At 62.8% G+C, this 15,409-nt stretch carries 16 protein-coding genes; 11 read left to right on the top strand and 5 right to left on the bottom strand.

All coding sequences use genetic code 11. The features are described 5' to 3' along the window. The first annotated feature begins 14 nt into the window (after positions 1 to 14). From sufB to BLS91_RS14535, 7 genes are all read left to right on the top strand, one after another. Positions 15 to 1,478, top strand: coding sequence for a Fe-S cluster assembly protein SufB (gene sufB, locus BLS91_RS14565; RefSeq protein ID WP_092341485.1), 1,464 nt, complete (start codon positions 15 to 17; stop codon positions 1,476 to 1,478). After that, complete coding sequence (sufC, locus tag BLS91_RS14560) at positions 1,478 to 2,254, top strand: Fe-S cluster assembly ATPase SufC (protein WP_092341484.1); 777 nt, start codon at positions 1,478 to 1,480, stop codon at positions 2,252 to 2,254. Before sufB ends, sufC begins: the two co-directional genes overlap by 1 nt. Beyond that, entirely contained in the window at positions 2,251 to 3,576 is a 1,326-nt protein-coding gene (sufD, locus tag BLS91_RS14555; protein ID WP_198412784.1) for a Fe-S cluster assembly protein SufD, read from the top strand. The genes sufC and sufD overlap by 4 nt, the downstream gene beginning before the upstream one ends. Further along, complete coding sequence (gene sufU, locus BLS91_RS14550; protein ID WP_092341483.1) at positions 3,573 to 4,073, top strand: Fe-S cluster assembly sulfur transfer protein SufU; 501 nt, start codon at positions 3,573 to 3,575, stop codon at positions 4,071 to 4,073. Before sufD ends, sufU begins: the two co-directional genes overlap by 4 nt. A gap of 3 nt (positions 4,074 to 4,076) precedes the next feature. After that, entirely contained in the window at positions 4,077 to 4,628 is a 552-nt protein-coding gene (gene sufT, locus BLS91_RS14545) for a putative Fe-S cluster assembly protein SufT (RefSeq protein ID WP_092341482.1), read from the top strand. Positions 4,629 to 4,692: 64 nt separating this feature from the next. After that, positions 4,693 to 5,865 carry a CAF17-like 4Fe-4S cluster assembly/insertion protein YgfZ gene (gene ygfZ, locus BLS91_RS14540; protein WP_092341481.1) on the top strand — a complete coding sequence of 391 codons (1,173 nt, stop codon included), beginning with the start codon at positions 4,693 to 4,695 and terminating at the stop codon, positions 5,863 to 5,865. An 87-nt stretch (positions 5,866 to 5,952) separates the two neighbouring features. Beyond that, on the top strand, positions 5,953 to 7,302 hold the full coding sequence (locus BLS91_RS14535) for an MFS transporter (RefSeq protein WP_420838509.1): 1,350 nt from the start codon (positions 5,953 to 5,955) through the stop codon (positions 7,300 to 7,302). A gap of 242 nt (positions 7,303 to 7,544) precedes the next feature. Here BLS91_RS14535 and idi read toward each other — a convergent pair whose 3' ends face one another. From idi to BLS91_RS14520, 4 genes are all read right to left on the bottom strand, one after another. Beyond that, positions 7,545 to 8,102, bottom strand: a complete 558-nt coding sequence (gene idi, locus BLS91_RS14530) for an isopentenyl-diphosphate Delta-isomerase (protein ID WP_241983096.1) — start codon at positions 8,100 to 8,102, stop codon at positions 7,545 to 7,547. A 52-nt stretch (positions 8,103 to 8,154) separates the two neighbouring features. After that, the gene (locus BLS91_RS19675; RefSeq protein WP_134505244.1) at positions 8,155 to 8,430 is read right to left on the bottom strand and encodes a hypothetical protein; all 276 of its coding nucleotides are present in this window, start codon (positions 8,428 to 8,430) and stop codon (positions 8,155 to 8,157) included. Next, positions 8,427 to 8,612, bottom strand: coding sequence for a hypothetical protein (locus BLS91_RS14525; RefSeq protein ID WP_092341479.1), 186 nt, complete (start codon positions 8,610 to 8,612; stop codon positions 8,427 to 8,429). The genes BLS91_RS19675 and BLS91_RS14525 overlap by 4 nt, the downstream gene beginning before the upstream one ends. 208 nt (positions 8,613 to 8,820) lie before the next feature. Next, on the bottom strand, positions 8,821 to 9,540 hold the full coding sequence (locus tag BLS91_RS14520; protein WP_255410035.1) for a phosphocholine cytidylyltransferase family protein: 720 nt from the start codon (positions 9,538 to 9,540) through the stop codon (positions 8,821 to 8,823). 260 nt (positions 9,541 to 9,800) lie between these two features. Between BLS91_RS14520 and BLS91_RS21195 the strand changes: the two genes are divergently transcribed. The 3 genes from BLS91_RS21195 to BLS91_RS14505 are packed head-to-tail and all read left to right on the top strand — an operon-like array spanning position 9,801 to position 13,124. Further along, positions 9,801 to 11,264: an ATP-binding cassette domain-containing protein gene (locus BLS91_RS21195; RefSeq protein ID WP_420838508.1), complete on the top strand. Its 1,464-nt coding sequence runs from the start codon at positions 9,801 to 9,803 to the stop codon at positions 11,262 to 11,264. Then, positions 11,240 to 12,814, top strand: a complete 1,575-nt coding sequence (locus BLS91_RS14510) for a hypothetical protein (RefSeq protein ID WP_092341478.1) — start codon at positions 11,240 to 11,242, stop codon at positions 12,812 to 12,814. Before BLS91_RS21195 ends, BLS91_RS14510 begins: the two co-directional genes overlap by 25 nt. A 25-nt stretch (positions 12,815 to 12,839) precedes the next feature. Further along, positions 12,840 to 13,124 (top strand): DUF3039 domain-containing protein, encoded by a 285-nt coding sequence (locus BLS91_RS14505; protein ID WP_092341477.1) that lies wholly within the window; start codon positions 12,840 to 12,842, stop codon positions 13,122 to 13,124. Between the two features lie 8 nt (positions 13,125 to 13,132). Here the strand turns inward: BLS91_RS14505 and BLS91_RS14500 are convergent, their stop codons facing one another. Beyond that, the gene (locus BLS91_RS14500; protein ID WP_255410036.1) at positions 13,133 to 14,494 is read right to left on the bottom strand and encodes a nicotinate phosphoribosyltransferase; all 1,362 of its coding nucleotides are present in this window, start codon (positions 14,492 to 14,494) and stop codon (positions 13,133 to 13,135) included. A gap of 42 nt (positions 14,495 to 14,536) precedes the next feature. Here BLS91_RS14500 and murI point away from each other — a divergent pair, with 42 nt between their 5' ends. Next, positions 14,537 to 15,406 (top strand): glutamate racemase, encoded by an 870-nt coding sequence (gene murI / locus BLS91_RS14495; RefSeq protein ID WP_092341534.1) that lies wholly within the window; start codon positions 14,537 to 14,539, stop codon positions 15,404 to 15,406. Positions 15,407 to 15,409: the final 3 nt, after the last annotated feature.

Raw genomic sequence — 15,409 nt, 5'->3', positions numbered from 1 at the left:
GACATGGAGACGAAATGAGTGCACCCACAACCTCGACTGGTATCTCTGACGAGGTCCGCGCATTAGCGAACCAGGAATACCAGTATGGATTTGTGACCGATCTCGAAACTGACGTCGCACCCCGCGGGCTGAACGAAGACATCATCCGACTGATTTCGAGCAAGAAAAATGAGCCGGATTGGCTGTTGGAATGGCGGCTCCGTGCCTACCGGAACTGGACCACGCTCACGGCACCGACCTGGCAGCACGTCACCTATGGGCCGGTCGACTACCAGGACATCATTTACTACGCCGCTCCCAAGCCGAAAAAACGCGTGGAGAGCATGGACGAGGTCGACCCGGAGCTGCGGGAGATGTTCGACAAGCTCGGCATTTCGCTCGGTGAGCAGGAGCGTCTCAGCGGCGTGGCGGTCGACGCGATCGTCGATTCGGTCTCGGTTGCCACGACGTTCAAAGACAAGTTGGCCGAGGTTGGAGTGATCTTCTGCTCCTTCTCGGAAGCCGTTCAGGAGCATCCGGATCTGGTGCGTCAGTACCTCGGCTCCGTGGTTCCGTACAACGACAACTTCTTCGCCTGCCTGAACGCTGCGGTGTTCACCGACGGTTCGTTCTGTTACATCCCTAAGGGCGTGCGCTGCCCGATGGAGCTGTCCACCTACTTCCGCATCAACGCCGCCGACACCGGCCAGTTCGAGCGAACCCTGATCATCGCCGAAGAGGGCGCTTATGTCAGCTACCTCGAGGGCTGCACGGCACCCGTTCGTGACACGAACCAGCTGCACGCCGCCGTGGTTGAGCTGGTGGCACTGGACGATGCCCAGATCAAGTACTCGACGGTGCAGAACTGGTATCCCGGAGATGCCGACGGCAACGGCGGCGTGTACAACTTCGTCACCAAACGGGGTATGGCTTCCGGCCGCAATGCAAAGATTTCCTGGACCCAGGTGGAAACCGGCTCCTCGATCACCTGGAAGTACCCCGGCGTGGTTCTTAAGGGTAACAACTCGGTCGGCGAGTTCTACTCGGTGGCATTGACGGCCAGACGTCAGCAAGCGGATACCGGCAGCAAGATGGTGCACATCGGCAAGAACACCAAGAGCACCATCATCTCGAAGGCTATTTCAGCCGGTCACGGGCAGAACACCTACCGCGGTCTGGTGGACATGCGACATTCGGCCGTCGGAGCCCGCAACTTCACCCAGTGCGATTCGCTGTTGATCGGCAAGGACAGCGGTGCACACACGCTTCCGTACATCGAGGTGAAGAACCAGACCGGGCAGGTTGAGCACGAGGCATCGACCTCCAAAATCGGCGAGGAACAACTCCTGTATTGCCGGCAGAGGGGTATCCCGGAAGAAGAGGCGGTGTCGATGATTGTGAACGGTTTCTGCCGTGAAGTATTCAAGATGCTGCCCATGGAATTCGCCGTTGAGGCGCAAAAACTGTTAACCGTAAGCCTGGAAGGAAGCGTTGGCTAATGCTGAAAATCGAAGAACTGCACGCCAGTATCGAGGACAAAGAAATATTGCGAGGGGTGAATCTGCAACTGAAACCGGGTGAGGTGCACGCGATCATGGGCCCGAACGGTTCGGGAAAAAGCACCTTGGCCAGTGTATTGATCGGCCGCGAGGGGTACCAGGTCTCTGGCAGCGTCACGTATGAGGGTCAGGACCTGCTGACCTTGTCACCGGAAGAGCGCGCTGCCGCCGGTGTATTCCTGGCCTTCCAACATCCGGTCGAGATTCCCGGCGTCGGAAACATGTACTTCATGCGCACCGCCTTGAACTCCCTGCGCCGCCAGCGTGGAGAAGAAGAACTGGATCCGGTGGACTTTCTGGCGCTGGCTCAGGAGAAGATGAAGCTCGTTGAGATGGACCAGACCTTCATGAATCGCTCGGTCAACGAGGGATTTTCCGGCGGTGAAAAGAAACGCAACGAGATCCTGCAAATGGCGATCCTGGAACCCAAACTCGCGATTTTGGATGAGACCGACTCCGGTTTGGACATCGACGCTCTAAGGGTGGTCGCCAGCGGGGTGAACGCCCTCCGGAGCGAAGGCCGCAGCATGCTCGTCATCACGCACCACCAGCGCCTTCTGGACTACATCGTGCCCGACCAGGTGCACGTGATGACCGCCGGCCGGATCGTGCGTTCCGGGGGCAAGGACCTGGCCGTCGAGCTCGAAGCGCACGGCTACACCGGTACCCAGGAAGCTGACGCAGGTCGATTGAGCACGGCCGGGATATCGCGATGACCGTTCTGAGCGCGGCCAGCGGAGTGCTCGCTGGCTTCGAACCTCGGCTCGGCGCGCGTGATCCCGCCTGGCTCGCCGAGGCGCGGGTAGCCGCCCTCCAGTGGGTGGGTGAGCACGGCTTCCCGACCCACAAGGATGAGGACTGGAAATACACCGGGTTGGCCCCGATCCTCGCCGTACCGTTCGATGCCGCCACGGTGGCATCTGGCATCCGGGTGACGGCAGAAATGATCGACGAGGCTGCGGTCGATCTCGGTGGTCCACGGTTGGTCTTCGTCAACGGCCATTTCTCGTCCGAATTCTCGCGAGTGACCGGGGTGCCGGCCGGTGCGGTCGTCACGACCCTGGCCGCGGTGCTGGCAGCCGGGCCTGACCGCCTCGAACCCTTTTTCGCGCATGCACCGGGAGTGCGTCACGCCTTCGCAGCATTCAATGACGCTCTGGCCGAGGATGGCGCATTCATTCATCTTCCCAGCGGCACCATCGTGGACGAGCCGATTCAGCTGGTCTACTTCTCCGACACCGGTGGAGTCCCGCTGATATTCAGTCCACGTTCGGTGATAATCGCCGATTCGCACTCTCGTGCCACGATCGTCGAGACCTACGCCGGGGTCGATTCCGACGTGTATTGCACCAACGCCGTCACCGAACTCCTCCTCGCCGAAGACGCCCACATTGAGCACTACAAGGTGCAAAACGAGCCGACGAGTGCTTTCCATGTGGCGCTGCTGTCCGTGCGGCAAGGGCGGGGCAGCCGATTCTCTTCCCGTTCCATCATGCTCGGCGCCAGCATCGCCCGGCACGAGGTGCGAGTTCAACTGGATGGCGTCGGCGCCGAGGTCAGCCTCGACGGCGTCTACCTGCCCCAGGGCGATCAACTCCACGACAACACGATCTTCGTCGATCACGCCGCGACGGACTGCACCAGCCACCAGCTGTATAAGGGAGTGTTGGACGGCCGGGCACACGGTGTGTTCAACGGCCACATTATGGTTCGTCATGGCGCTGACGGTACCGATGCGAACCAGAAGAACAAGAACTTACTGCTCTCCGACCGCGCCGAAGTCGACACCAGGCCCCGGCTGGAAATCTATACCGATGATGTGAAGTGCACGCACGGTGCTGCGGTGGGCCAAATGGATGAGGAGGCTCTGCTGTACCTTCAGACGCGTGCCATCCCGCTGGAAGCGGCCAGGGGCCTGCTCATCTACGCGTTTGTACACGAAATGGTGGACCGGATCGAGTTGGATCCACTGCGCGCCCAGTTGGAACGCGTGGTCGCCACCCGGTTCGGGAGTGACGCCACTGTGGTCGCTCCATGACGGCCGGCCCAGGGATCGCTTCGGTCAGTGCGGGAATCGCGGGTCTTTACCAGGAAATGATCATCGACCATGGCCGCCGGCCACGGAATTTTCGCACAATCGACCGTGCGACGTGCTCGATCGAGGCCGTTAACCCGCTATGCGGCGATCAGTTGACTCTCGCCATTCAACTCACCGACGGCGTCATCACCGACGTTGCCTTCACGGGGAGCGGATGCACTATTTCCCAGGCATCCGCTTCCATGATGACCATGGCCGTCAAGGGTCTGGCCGAGGAGGAAGCCCTGACGCTGTTCGCTCGCGTGCACACCATGCTCACCAGCGAATCCGAGGGGGAAGCGGCATTGGCCGAGGTGGGCAAGCTCGCGGTGCTCTCTGGCGTATGGGAGTACCCGACCCGGGTCAAGTGCGCCTCCCTGGCTTGGCAGGCGTTGCGCAATGCGCTGGAAGGTGACGACCGCGCGGACGGCAGCCGTGTCGTCGGGACGGAGAAGTAGCCGATGGACTCAGGCCAATACAAGATCGTCGAACTCGAACACAGCTGCCAGGCGACGGTGATTCCGGGCGGGCAGCCGATGCTGCTTCAGGCCGGCGAGCAGGTTGTCATAACGCAAACCCTCGGTGCGAGCGTCACCGTCCAAACCGCAATGGGCTACCTCGTTCGGATCAGTGCCGAAGACTCGGCCGCGCTCGGTCTGAGCCGACCGGTCGCCGAAACCGTGAATATGAATGACGGTCCGTTTGACCTGGACCAGGTGCTCGATGCGCTCAAGAACGTGTTCGACCCGGAAATTCCGATCAATGTTGTCGATCTGGGTCTGATCTATCTGTGCCAGGCGGAGCCGCTGCCCGATGGCACCCACCGGGTCGAAGTCAACATGTCAATGACCGCTCCGGGCTGCGGCATGGGCGATGTGCTCAAAGAGGATGCCCGCACCGCAATTCAGGCGGTTCCGGGCGTCGGCGAGATCGATATCGAACTGGTTTGGGACCCACCGTGGGGCCAGGACAGGATGTCGGAAGCCGCTCGGCTCCAACTCGGAATGTACTAACCAGGCACGACAATATCGGGCAGTTGATGGCGCCCAATGGAGACAGATGAATTCAACGCAGGGAATGCTCGCTCCGCAGATCTCCGTCGGGAACGCGCCGGTCGTGTTCAACGAATTTCTGAACCGGCCCGGCGCGGTCGGTGCCGACCAGGCGGTCGATGCCGGAGTGGCCGCCCACTATGGGGACCCGCTCGCCGAGCAGCGCGCACTGGCTGCAGGAACCGCGATCGTGGACCTCTCACACCGGGCCGTGATTACCATCAGCGGTCCAGATCGCCTCAGCTGGATAAATTCATTGACCAGCCAGAGTGTCGCCGGTTTGGCGCCGGGCGAATCCTCGGAGACCCTTCTACTCAATATGACCGGGCGGATCGACTATGCGGTGCGCCTGTTTGATGACGGAACCGATCTGTGGCTGCTGCTGGAGCGAAACGAAGTAGCAGGGCTGCTCACATGGTTGGGCAGCATGCAATTCGCGCTGCGGGTAGAACTGCTGGATCGTTCCATCGAATTCGCGACCATCGGCACCCTCGGCCAGCCGACGCTTCCGGTGACGGCCCCTCATGGGCTTCCCGTGGTCTGGCGGGACCGGTGGATGAGCGTTGGCCCGGGTGGATTTCAGTACGCGAAGGCGACCAGGCATCCGGCGGCGGGCTGGACCTACAGCGAGGTATTGGTGCCGCGAAGCGCCCTGGCGGGGATCGTCGCCTCCGATATTCCTGTCGCTGGACTGGACGCCCTCGAGGCCTTGCGCATAGCAGCCTGGCGGCCGCATTTTTCCTCGGAGGTTGATGAAAAGACGATTCCCCATGAACTTGATTGGTTGCGCACAGCCGTGCACCTGAACAAGGGCGGTTATCGCGGCCAGCAGACGGTGGCCAAGGTGCACAACATCGGGCATCCCCCGCGCCGGCTCGTGATGCTCTACCCGGAAGATGCGCACAGTGTTGATAAACACAGTGTGCGGCCCTCGCGCGGCGACGAAGTTGTGGCACCGAACAAAGACGGTGCGGACCAGATCGTCGGGCGGGTGACTTCGGTCGCCCGGCATTTTGAATTAGGTACGGTCGCGCTCGCGGTCATCAAACGCGGCACCGATCCAACGGCCGAACTTTTGGTGCGAACGGCCGGCTGCGATATTCCGGCCAGGCAAGTCGTGATCGTCCCGCCAGACGCGGGCGCCGCAGCCACAGTAACCGTTTCTCGGCTGCCGCGCCGGGGCTCGGTGCCACGGTAATCACGCGCGTAAAATATTGGTTGATTGTTCTGGTCCAAGTGAAGTGGAAACCGTGTGGCCGAAGTTCCCGCAAATGTCAATCGAGCAGTGCCCGTGAACGTCCCGGCACGATTGACGCGTACCGCCCGATTGGATGCCCTGCCGTTTACGCGGGAACATCGACGTCTTCTGGTCGGCTCCGGCCTGGGCTGGGCGTTGGATGCCATGGATGTGGGGCTCATCTCCTTCGTGCTGGCCCAATTAGCGGTGCAATGGAACACGACCGGCATGGAATTATCCTGGATCGCGTCCGCCGGTTTCGTCGGCATGGCAGTGGGCGCCGTTCTCGGTGGACTATTGGCCGACCGCATCGGACGCCGCCAGGTATTTGCGCTGACCCTCCTCGTTTACGGCGTGGCGACGGGAGCATCCGCTCTTTCCGGATCGGTGGCCGTGCTGATCGCCTGGCGATTCCTCGTGGGGCTCGGCCTGGGAGCCGAGCTTCCGGTCGCCTCGACCCTCGTTAGCGAGTTCGCGCCGCCACGGATTCGCGGTCGCATCATCGTGCTGCTGGAATCGTTCTGGGCGATTGGCTGGACCCTAGCGGCCGTGATCGGATTTCTCGTCGTGCCGTCATCAGAGAACGGATGGCGCTGGGCCTTGGCTGTCGGTGCGGCCCCGGCACTCTACGCCGTGTTCGTGCGCCTGCGACTTCCGGAGTCGGTTCGTTTTCTCGAGTCGCGTGGGCGGTTTGTAAAGGCAGAGTCGACCGTTCGCCGATTCGAACTCTCGGCCAAAGTAACGGTTCCACCCCCAGAATCGGACCCGGCCGTTCAGGGCGGAGTCGAACGAAAAGATTCCACAGGGGGCTTCGCCGCGCTGTGGTCGCCGAGCCTGCGTGGCCGCACGGCCGCCCCGTGGTTGGTCTGGTTCTGCGTGAACTTCTCCTATTACGGTGCTTTCATCTGGTTGCCTACCGTGCTGGTCGCCTCCGGCTTCTCGCTGGTGCGTTCCTTCGCGTATACGTTGATCATCACCGTGGCGCAGCTTCCGGGCTATGCCGCATCGGCGTATCTGATCGAACGGTGGGGCCGACGTAGCACCCTCGCTGTCTTCCTGATCGGCTCCGCCAGTTCGGCTGCCCTGTTTGGCATCGCAACGGATAGCAGCCAAGTGATCGCAGCGGGCATGTTGCTCTCGTTCTTCAACCTCGGAGCGTGGGGAGCACTTTACGCGGTGACACCGGAGGTTTATCCCACTCGCATTCGGGCTACTGGCGCGGGGTGGGCGGCCGGCAATGGCCGCATTGCCGCCATCCTTGCACCACTGGCCGTGCCCCTACTGCGCGAGGCCGGCGGGACGGGGCTGCTTTTTGCAGTTTTCGCGGGGTTCTTCGTGGTTGCCGCGCTCGGCACCTTCGGACTCCCTGAGAAACGAGGCCAGGCTCTGGTAGAATGATCGGCGGCGTAGCCGCGAGCTGCTGTTGACACCGGTTAGAGTCGGGCGCGCCCGACTCGCGCAAAACAGTGGGCGGCCAGGCCGATGTCGATGGTCACCAAAATGATCTCGAGCCAAAGCGTGCAGCGGCGCACTGACCACAACATTGCGGGCAACTCCGGATGCCGATGCAGCGTTCACGTGGCCATTTTCGTCCCGGGCTGACGCTCGCGGGTGAAACAACTGAGTTCGATCGGGCCGAACTAGTCGTGAGGGAAGAGCAGGGGAAGTTGCAGGGTTAGCCAGGGGCTGAACGCCCACGGGGTGGTGCGCACCGCCATCACAAGGTCGTCGCGAGTCACCCACCGCCATTCCATGACCTCGTCGGCACGGGGCTCAACCGTCGAGTACGTGACTGCCGTGAAAACCGGGCATATTTCGTTTTCCACGATTCCCGACGCGTCGACTGCACGGTACCGAAAATCGGGCAAGACCAGGGTGAGTTCGGTCAGCCCGATGCCGAGTTCATGGCTCGCCCGGCGTAGGGCAGCATCCGCCAGGGTTTCACCGGGTGCCGGGTGACCGCAGAAGGAGTTTGTCCACACGCCGGGCCAGGCTTTTTTTATCAGCGCCCGTCTGGTGACCAAAATGCGCCCGTGCTCATCGAATACATGGCAGGAAAAAGCAAGGTGCAGGGGAGTATCGAGGTCATGCACGAGCGCTTTGTCGGCCGTACCGATGGGCGTTCCGTCCTCGGCGACCAACACCACGGTCTCGACCTCTAGAGTGTTGCGGTCGTCGGTCAAGCTATCCTTCGCCACGTCGGTCCATCCTCTGAAAGTCTCCTAGTTCAAATCTACGCCAGCGGCGCGCTCACATTTTTGTTCGATCGTTCTGTCGACCCACTTCGACACCTTCATTCTCTGCCTTGCGTGGAGCGAATCCGGCATCCGCCGGGCAAGCCGAAAGCAAAGACAGACCCTTCGCGGGGCCGACAGCCAAGTTGAGGGTCATGCCCCGAACGGCTGTTTCAAGTATCAACGTCAAGCTGTTTTGAGTCACTTGGGTTGATTTCTGGCGATTTTCTCGGGCAAATTGATCCCGACGACGCCAGCTCGCGCGGGTGTTTTCGGTTGTGTGCGGAATCATTCCGGGTTCTTCTGGTGGTGGGCGTGTAGTGTGAGCTCACGCTTGAGGTCGGCCTCTCGCCACGCGGTCTCGAACATGTCCACCGCTAGATGGTTGCTCTCGCGCTTCTCGACCCGGAAGCCGACGATCTTGCGAGACCAGATGTCGAAGATCGAGTGGGCCTTGAAGGCTTCCCCCGCCACGGAGTGCGCAGATCGGCAATGTCCCACGACTTATGCCGACGTCGGCATAACACGACCGCACGTGCATGGGTCCCGTCGCGATCAGCACCGGCTTCACTCGGGGCGTCTTGTACCCGCGAAGTGTGGGCACGATGGCAACGGTTAAACCTTTCCAGAACGACAAAACCCCCACGCCGAAGCGTGAGGGTTTTGTCGTGTGGTGTGCCGGTTAGACGAACAAGTTGGCGCGCTCAAGGTCTTCAGCGAAGTCCACCTCGACGGCGTAGAAATCGGAGATGTTCACCGGCTCCACCAGCATTCGGTTCTGCTCGATGGCCAGCTCGATGCCGCGTTCGAAGTAATCCTGGTCGGCCACCTTGCTTAGCTGGCGGATGAGGGTGGCCTTGTCGGCGCTCGACACGTAGTTGATGCCGACGGCTTCGCCGAGGCCGCCCTTGACGGTCTTGGAGAGTTCCTTGATGTAGCCTTCGGCACTCGTGGTGTACTTGACCTCTTCATCGGACACTTTGTCGGTGTTGACGGTGACGAAAGACTGGTCGCGGGCCATCATGGCGGCCGCGCGGTCGAGAATGGCCGGGTCAAAGACGACGTCGCCGTTCATCCAGAGCACTCCGCCGGGCTTCGACGCTTGCAGGGCGCGTAGCAGGCTCTTCGACGTGTTGGTCTGATCGTACTCTTCGTTGTAGACGAAGGAGGCCTGCGGGAACGCTTCGATGATGTGCTCGAGTTTGTACCCGACGACGATCGTGACCTTGGCAGCGTTGCCGAAGGCGTGGTTGATGTTGTCGAACTGCTGCTGCATGATCGTGCGGCCGTCGTTCAGTTCGGTGAGCGGCTTGGGCAGCGAACGCCCAAGGCGGCTGCCCATGCCGGCCGCCAGAATGACAACTTGCGTCTTGACTGCGCGCACTTTTGCCTGCGTCGTCACGATTATCTCCTCAAGAATGGTTGGGGCCACGCCGCAAAACCCACTCAGTTGCGAAGAGTTTGCTTAGGATTCACCCACATGTTCACGTAAAGACACACCGTTATGTCAATCTCACCATAACCTGTTGGGTCGTTCCATAGGAAGAATCTGCTCAGCACGTGTCCATTTCGTGACCCGGCGTGGAGCGTGCTCACAGGTTGAAACGGTGGCTGCGACGTCTTCCGCGCCCCCGGGGCAGCGGTCCTTGGTAGGTTAGCGGAGTGACTTTTGTGCCGCCCCACCCCGAACGTGACGACGAGTCTGTCGCGAACCGCGCAGCCGAGTCGACGGCGCCGCTCGCCGCTAAGCCGTTGGCCAGCAAGCCAGCCATGCGCAAACCAGCCGTGCGCAAACCAGCCGTGCGCAAACCGGCGGTGCGTGAGCCAGCCGTGCGCACGACGGCGACTACCAGGCCAGCTGCTGCCAGGCCTGCTGTTGCCAAGCCGACTGCCGACAAACCGGCAGCGGTGAAGCCTGCTGCCAAGCCTGCGGTGACCAAGGCGGCTACTGTCCGGCCGGCTGCCGGCGTGCGTCAACCAGCAGCGCGCAAACCCGCGGTGCGTAAACCAGCGGTGCGCAAGCCGACCGTGAGCACGTCGACGACGCCGAAGAAACCGACGACGCCGAAATCCCCTGCCGTTGCCGGGTCGGTCAGGCCGAATCAACAGACGCTCGCCGAGAATTCCACCGACGAAACCACGCGGCCCTACGCGACCCGCGATGCGCTCGTCACGATCGAAGCGGAAGCGTCGCTTGCTACGCCGGTGGCACCGCTGCCGGAACCGACCAGCGATCCGGCCGTCCAGACAACGCCCACCACGGACACTCTCAGCACGGCCGCACAGCCAGCCGTGAAGTCCGTTAGCCCCCGAGACGTGAAGCCGACCGTGAAGCCGGCCGCCGATGCGACTTCGATCGTGCAAGCCCCGATCGTCATTGAAGCCGTCGGACTCGTGAAGAGGTACGGTCACAACGTCGCGGTCTCCGATCTCGACCTCAGCGTTCGAGCCGGTTCGTTCTATGGCATCGTCGGGCCGAACGGGGCCGGAAAGACCACGACCCTATCGATGATCACCGGGCTGCTGCGGCCCACCGCCGGAAAAGTCCTGGTCCACGGTATCGACGTCTGGGCCCGGCCCAATGAGGCCAAGCGCGTGATGGGCGTTCTGCCCGACCGACTTCGCCTCTTTGACCGCCTCACCGGCGCACAACTCCTCTATTACGCGGGCACCCTGCGCGGCCTCGACAACGACACCGTGCGCGCCCGCTCGGCCGACCTGGCAGCAGCGTTCGGCCTCGAGGACGCCCTTAACCGTCTGGTCGCCGACTACTCCGCCGGAATGACCAAGAAGATCGCCCTCGCCTGCGCCATGATTCATTCCCCGCGTGTGCTCGTGCTCGACGAGCCGTTCGAGTCGGTCGACCCGGTTTCCGCGGTCAACGTCACCGAGATTTTGCAGAAGTACGTCGCCGCCGGCGGAACCGTCGTGCTGTCCAGCCATGGCATGGACCTGATCCAGCGCGTCTGTGATCACGTTGCCATCATCGTGCAGGGCCGTGTCCTGGCGGCGGGAACCGTCGACGAGGTGCGTGGAGAGAAGACGCTGGAAGATCGGTTCGTCGAACTCGCCGGCGGGCGCAAGGTCGCGGAGGGCATGGAATGGTTGCACAATTTTTCGGACTGAAACTCCGGCTGCTCGCCAACCTGTTCCGTCGTAGTCCTTGGCAGGTCGTCGGCCTCGTCGTCGGACTGCTCTACGGCCTCGGCGTCGCCATCACAATTTTCGTTGCGCTGATCGCCCTGCGGTTCGTCGGAGACCCCGCACTCATTCGTGATTCGCTTATTGTGGCCGGATCGGCCGTGGCGCTGGGCTTTCTGGTCATCCCGATCGTGGTCGGCATCGACGACAGCATGGACCCACGCAAGTTTGCGTTCCTCGGAATTTCCAACCGTTCATTGTCGCTCGGTCTAGCCGGCTCGGCGCTGATCGGCGTTCCGGCGCTCACCCTTTCGATCGTGCTGCTCGGCACCGTTTTCACCTGGTCGCGCGGCATCGGACAGACCCTGCTCGCTCTGGTATCCGCCGCGCTGATCCTCGCGACCTGCATTCTGCTGTCGCGGGTGAGCGCATCCCTGGCAGCCTTCCTCCTGTCGACCAGACGCTCGCGGGAGTTTACCGGCATGATCGGTGTCGTCCTGCTGGTCGTGATTTCTCCACTCGTTGTGGTGCTGCTCAGCACGGACTGGGGTCGCCATGGCCGTGGCCTGCTGGCCACCCTCGCCACGATTTTGGGCTGGACGCCGCTCGGCGCGGCGTGGGCTGCTCCAGGGGATGCCTCCACAGGCGCCTGGGGCGCTGCCATTCTCAAGCTGCTCATCGCTGCGGTTTCTGCCTACACCCTGTGGCTCATTTGGCAGCTCGTCGTTGCCCGCATGCTGGTCTCGCCTGGCCGTGAGGCCGCGGCGAAAAAGTACTCAGGGCTGGGCTGGTTCGACCGGTTGCCGCACAGTTCCGTTGGCGCGATCGCCGCACGCACCTTCACCTATTGGGCGCGCGACTCGCGGTATTGGGTGTCGCTGATCATGATTCCGATCGTTCCGATCATCGCGATCCTGCCGCTGAGTATCGTCGGCGTGCCGCTGCACTACCTCGCTCTCGTGCCAGTGCCGCTCATGTGCATTTTTCTCGGCTGGACCATGCACAACGACGTTGCCTACGACAGCACGGCCATCTGGCTGCACGTGGCTTCCGGAACGCGCGGCCTGGCCGACCGTATCGGCCGGCTCGTTCCCGCGCTCGTCATGGGCATCCTGCTCATCGGTATTGGCTCGGCCGTCAGTATTTCGTTCTACGGAGACTGGTCGGTGTTGCCGTCAATGCTGGGGGTGAGCACGTGCATCCTCTTGGCTGGTTTGGGTTTCTCCAGCTATACGTCCACCCGCTTTCCGTACCCGGTGACCAAACCCGGTGACAGCCCGTTCGCCCAGCCGCAGGCCTCAGAAACCGCTTCGGCGCTGGTGCAGTCGCTGACCTTCACCGGATCGATCGTGGTGGCGCTGCCCGCGCTCATCTTCGCCTACCTCGGAATCTTCGAGGATCCGGCCTGGCATCTGCGCGCGCTCGGCGCGGGCCTTGGCCTCGGCCTCCTCGCCGTGGTCGTGGGAATCTGGGTCGGATCTCGCGCCTTCGACCGGCGCGGTCCGGAGATGCTCGCCTCCGCCCAGCGCGCCTGACCGGCCGACTGCTTAGACTGTTCTCATGACTGAAATTCGTGCGAGCATTGCAGAACCCGGCCAGCCCGGCGGCGGAACGTCCACGCTCGACCGTGAGCTCGAAGAACTCCTGAACCAGGAGCAGATCGAGCCCGGCGATCACGAACGGTTCTCGCACTACGTCCCGAAAGACAAGATTCTCGAATCTGCCATTTCGGGCAAGCCGGTTAAAGCCCTGTGCGGCAAGAAATGGCTACCGGGCCGTGACCCGGAGAAGTTTCCGGTGTGCCCGACCTGCAAGGCCATCTACGAGAAGATGAAGGCCAAGTAGCTCCGCGGCTAGCGGTATGAGGTGGGAATAACGGCTTCGCCGCGCCCCAATCGAAAAGCCTCGATTGGCAGTTCCTGCATAACGGATGCGTTGTGTGCGCGTGCGCGCAGCGTTCCGGCTGCTCCCAGGTACCGTTCGTCGACACGGCCGTCCTGGATCAGCGGAACCAGCAGCGCCCGCTCCAGGCCGCTGCCGGAGTCGGACGGGCTACCGGGGCCGTCGCCGAGCAGCACGATTTCTTCCTGGGCGGTACCGACGGCATCCACTCGGCGGAGTGCATTCTTGCGGCCGCCGATGGAGAGCTTCGCGGTCGACGTTTTCGCGACGGAGATCCAGTCGTCGCCGTGGCCCTTGTGCGCGACCAGCTTGTAGACCAGGCCGGCGGCCGGTTCGCCCGACCCGGTGACGACGGAGGTACCGACGCCGAAGGCGTCCACCGGACTGGCGGACAGGGCCGCGATGGCGAATTCGTCGAGGTCGCTGGTGACCGTGATCTTCGTGTTGACCGCGCCGAGTGCGTCGAGCTGCGCGCGTGCTGCGGCAACGACGGTGGGCAGATCGCCAGAGTCGATGCGAATCGAGCCGAGGTCCGGCCCCGCGATCTTGACCGCCAGGGCGATGCCGGCCGGTACATCGTAGGTGTCAACGAGAAGTGTCGTGGCGGAACCAAAGGCATCCACTTGCGCCTGGAACGCTTCCTCCTCGCTGTCGTGCAGCAAAATGAACGAGTGGGCCGCGGTACCCATGGTCGGCAGACCCCACTGGCGGCCGGCCTCCAGATTGCTGGTCGATGCGAAGCCGGCGATGAAAGCGGCGCGGGCGGCGGCGACCGCCGAGTGCTCGTTGGTGCGCCGGGATCCCATCTCGGCGATCGGGCGGCCCAGGCTCACCGAGACCATGCGCGCGGCGGCGCTGGCAACGGAGATGTCGTAGTTGAGCACACTGAGAATGAGGGTCTCCAGAATGACGCCCTCGGCGAAGGTGCTCTCCACCAGTAGGAGGGGCGATCCGGGAAAATAGGCTTCACCCTCTTGGTAGCCCCAGACATTACCGCTGAAGGAATAATCGGCCAGATAGTCGAGGGTGGGAGTGCGTACGACCGAGTTCTCGGCGAGCCAGGTCAGCTCGTCGGTGTCGAAGCGAAACTGACGAATCAGCTCGAGCAGGCGACCGGTGCCGGCAACGATGCCGTAGCGGCGACCGGCTGGCAGGCGGCGGGCGAAGGCCTCGAACATGCAGGCACGATCGGCGGTGCCGCTCTGGATGGCGGCATCCACCATCGTGAGCTCGTACCGATCGGTGCGCAGTGCTGGTGTGAGGCCGGCTGGGCCACGGTGTGCTGGAGCGAGGAACGCGGGGGACGGGGTCACCCGGCACAGCTTATCCGCTTGGTCGGGCTAGGCTTGATCACCGTGACGGATGCACCGATTGGTATTTTCGATTCCGGAGTGGGCGGCCTGACCGTCGCCCGGGCGATCAAGGACCAGTTACCCAACGAATCCATTCTGTATATCGGTGACACGGCCCACTCGCCGTACGGGCCGAAGAAGATCGCCGACGTGCGGGGATTCGCCCTCGATGTGCTCGACGATCTCGTGGCGCACGACGTGAAACTGCTCGTGATCGCCTGCAACACCGCTTCAGCAGCGATGCTGCGGGATGCCCGCGAACGTTACAGCGTGCCCGTGATCGAGGTTATTCAGCCCGCTGTGCGCCGCGCCGTCGCCACCACTCGCAACCAGCGCGTGGGGGTCATCGGCACCCTCGGCACCGTCAACTCGCGCGCCTACAACGATGCCTTTGCCGCCGCGCCCCAGATCACCCTGTTTAGCCAGGCCTGCCCGCGCTTCGTCGAGTTCGTCGAGGCCGGAGTCACGACCGGTGACGAGGTACTCGCCGTCGCCGAGGAATACCTCGCGCCGCTCCGCGCAGCGCAGGTCGACACCCTCGTGCTCGGCTGCACCCACTATCCCTTTCTGCGCGGCGCCATCTCCTACGTGATGGGGGAGGGCGTCACCCTCGTCTCAAGCGACACCGAAACGGCCAATGACGTCTATCGGGTGCTCGTGAGCCAAGGCCTGGAACGTTCACGCACCAGTCCGCCCAGCTACCGGTACGAGGCCACCGGCGACAGCGCCGAGGACTTTCTGGCCCTCGCCCATCGCCTGATCGGGCCGGAGGTCAGCCGGGTCGACCTGATCGAGACCGGCACGCTCAACCTCGCCGACCTGGCAGCAGCCAGTGGCCTGCCCCCACAGTCCCCACTACACCCGAAACATTAGGAG

The organism is Cryobacterium flavum (assembly GCF_900103805.1).
GTDB lineage: Bacteria > Actinomycetota > Actinomycetes > Actinomycetales > Microbacteriaceae > Cryobacterium > Cryobacterium flavum.
This window is presented reverse-complemented; position numbering and strand designations above follow the sequence as displayed.

Excerpts from the sequence above, each read along its gene's own strand:
- sufB (WP_092341485.1), top strand. The coding sequence starts at position 15 with ATGAGTGCACCCACAACCTCGACTGGTATCTCTGACGAGGTCCGCGCA.
- sufC (WP_092341484.1), top strand. The coding sequence starts at position 1,478 with ATGCTGAAAATCGAAGAACTGCACGCCAGTATCGAGGACAAAGAAATA.
- sufD (WP_198412784.1), top strand. The coding sequence starts at position 2,251 with ATGACCGTTCTGAGCGCGGCCAGCGGAGTGCTCGCTGGCTTCGAACCT.
- sufU (WP_092341483.1), top strand. The coding sequence starts at position 3,573 with ATGACGGCCGGCCCAGGGATCGCTTCGGTCAGTGCGGGAATCGCGGGT.
- sufT (WP_092341482.1), top strand. The coding sequence starts at position 4,077 with ATGGACTCAGGCCAATACAAGATCGTCGAACTCGAACACAGCTGCCAG.
- ygfZ (WP_092341481.1), top strand. The coding sequence starts at position 4,693 with ATGCTCGCTCCGCAGATCTCCGTCGGGAACGCGCCGGTCGTGTTCAAC.
- BLS91_RS19675 (WP_134505244.1), bottom strand. The coding sequence starts at position 8,430 with ATGATTCCGCACACAACCGAAAACACCCGCGCGAGCTGGCGTCGTCGG.
- BLS91_RS14510 (WP_092341478.1), top strand. The coding sequence starts at position 11,240 with ATGGTTGCACAATTTTTCGGACTGAAACTCCGGCTGCTCGCCAACCTG.
- BLS91_RS14505 (WP_092341477.1), top strand. The coding sequence starts at position 12,840 with ATGACTGAAATTCGTGCGAGCATTGCAGAACCCGGCCAGCCCGGCGGC.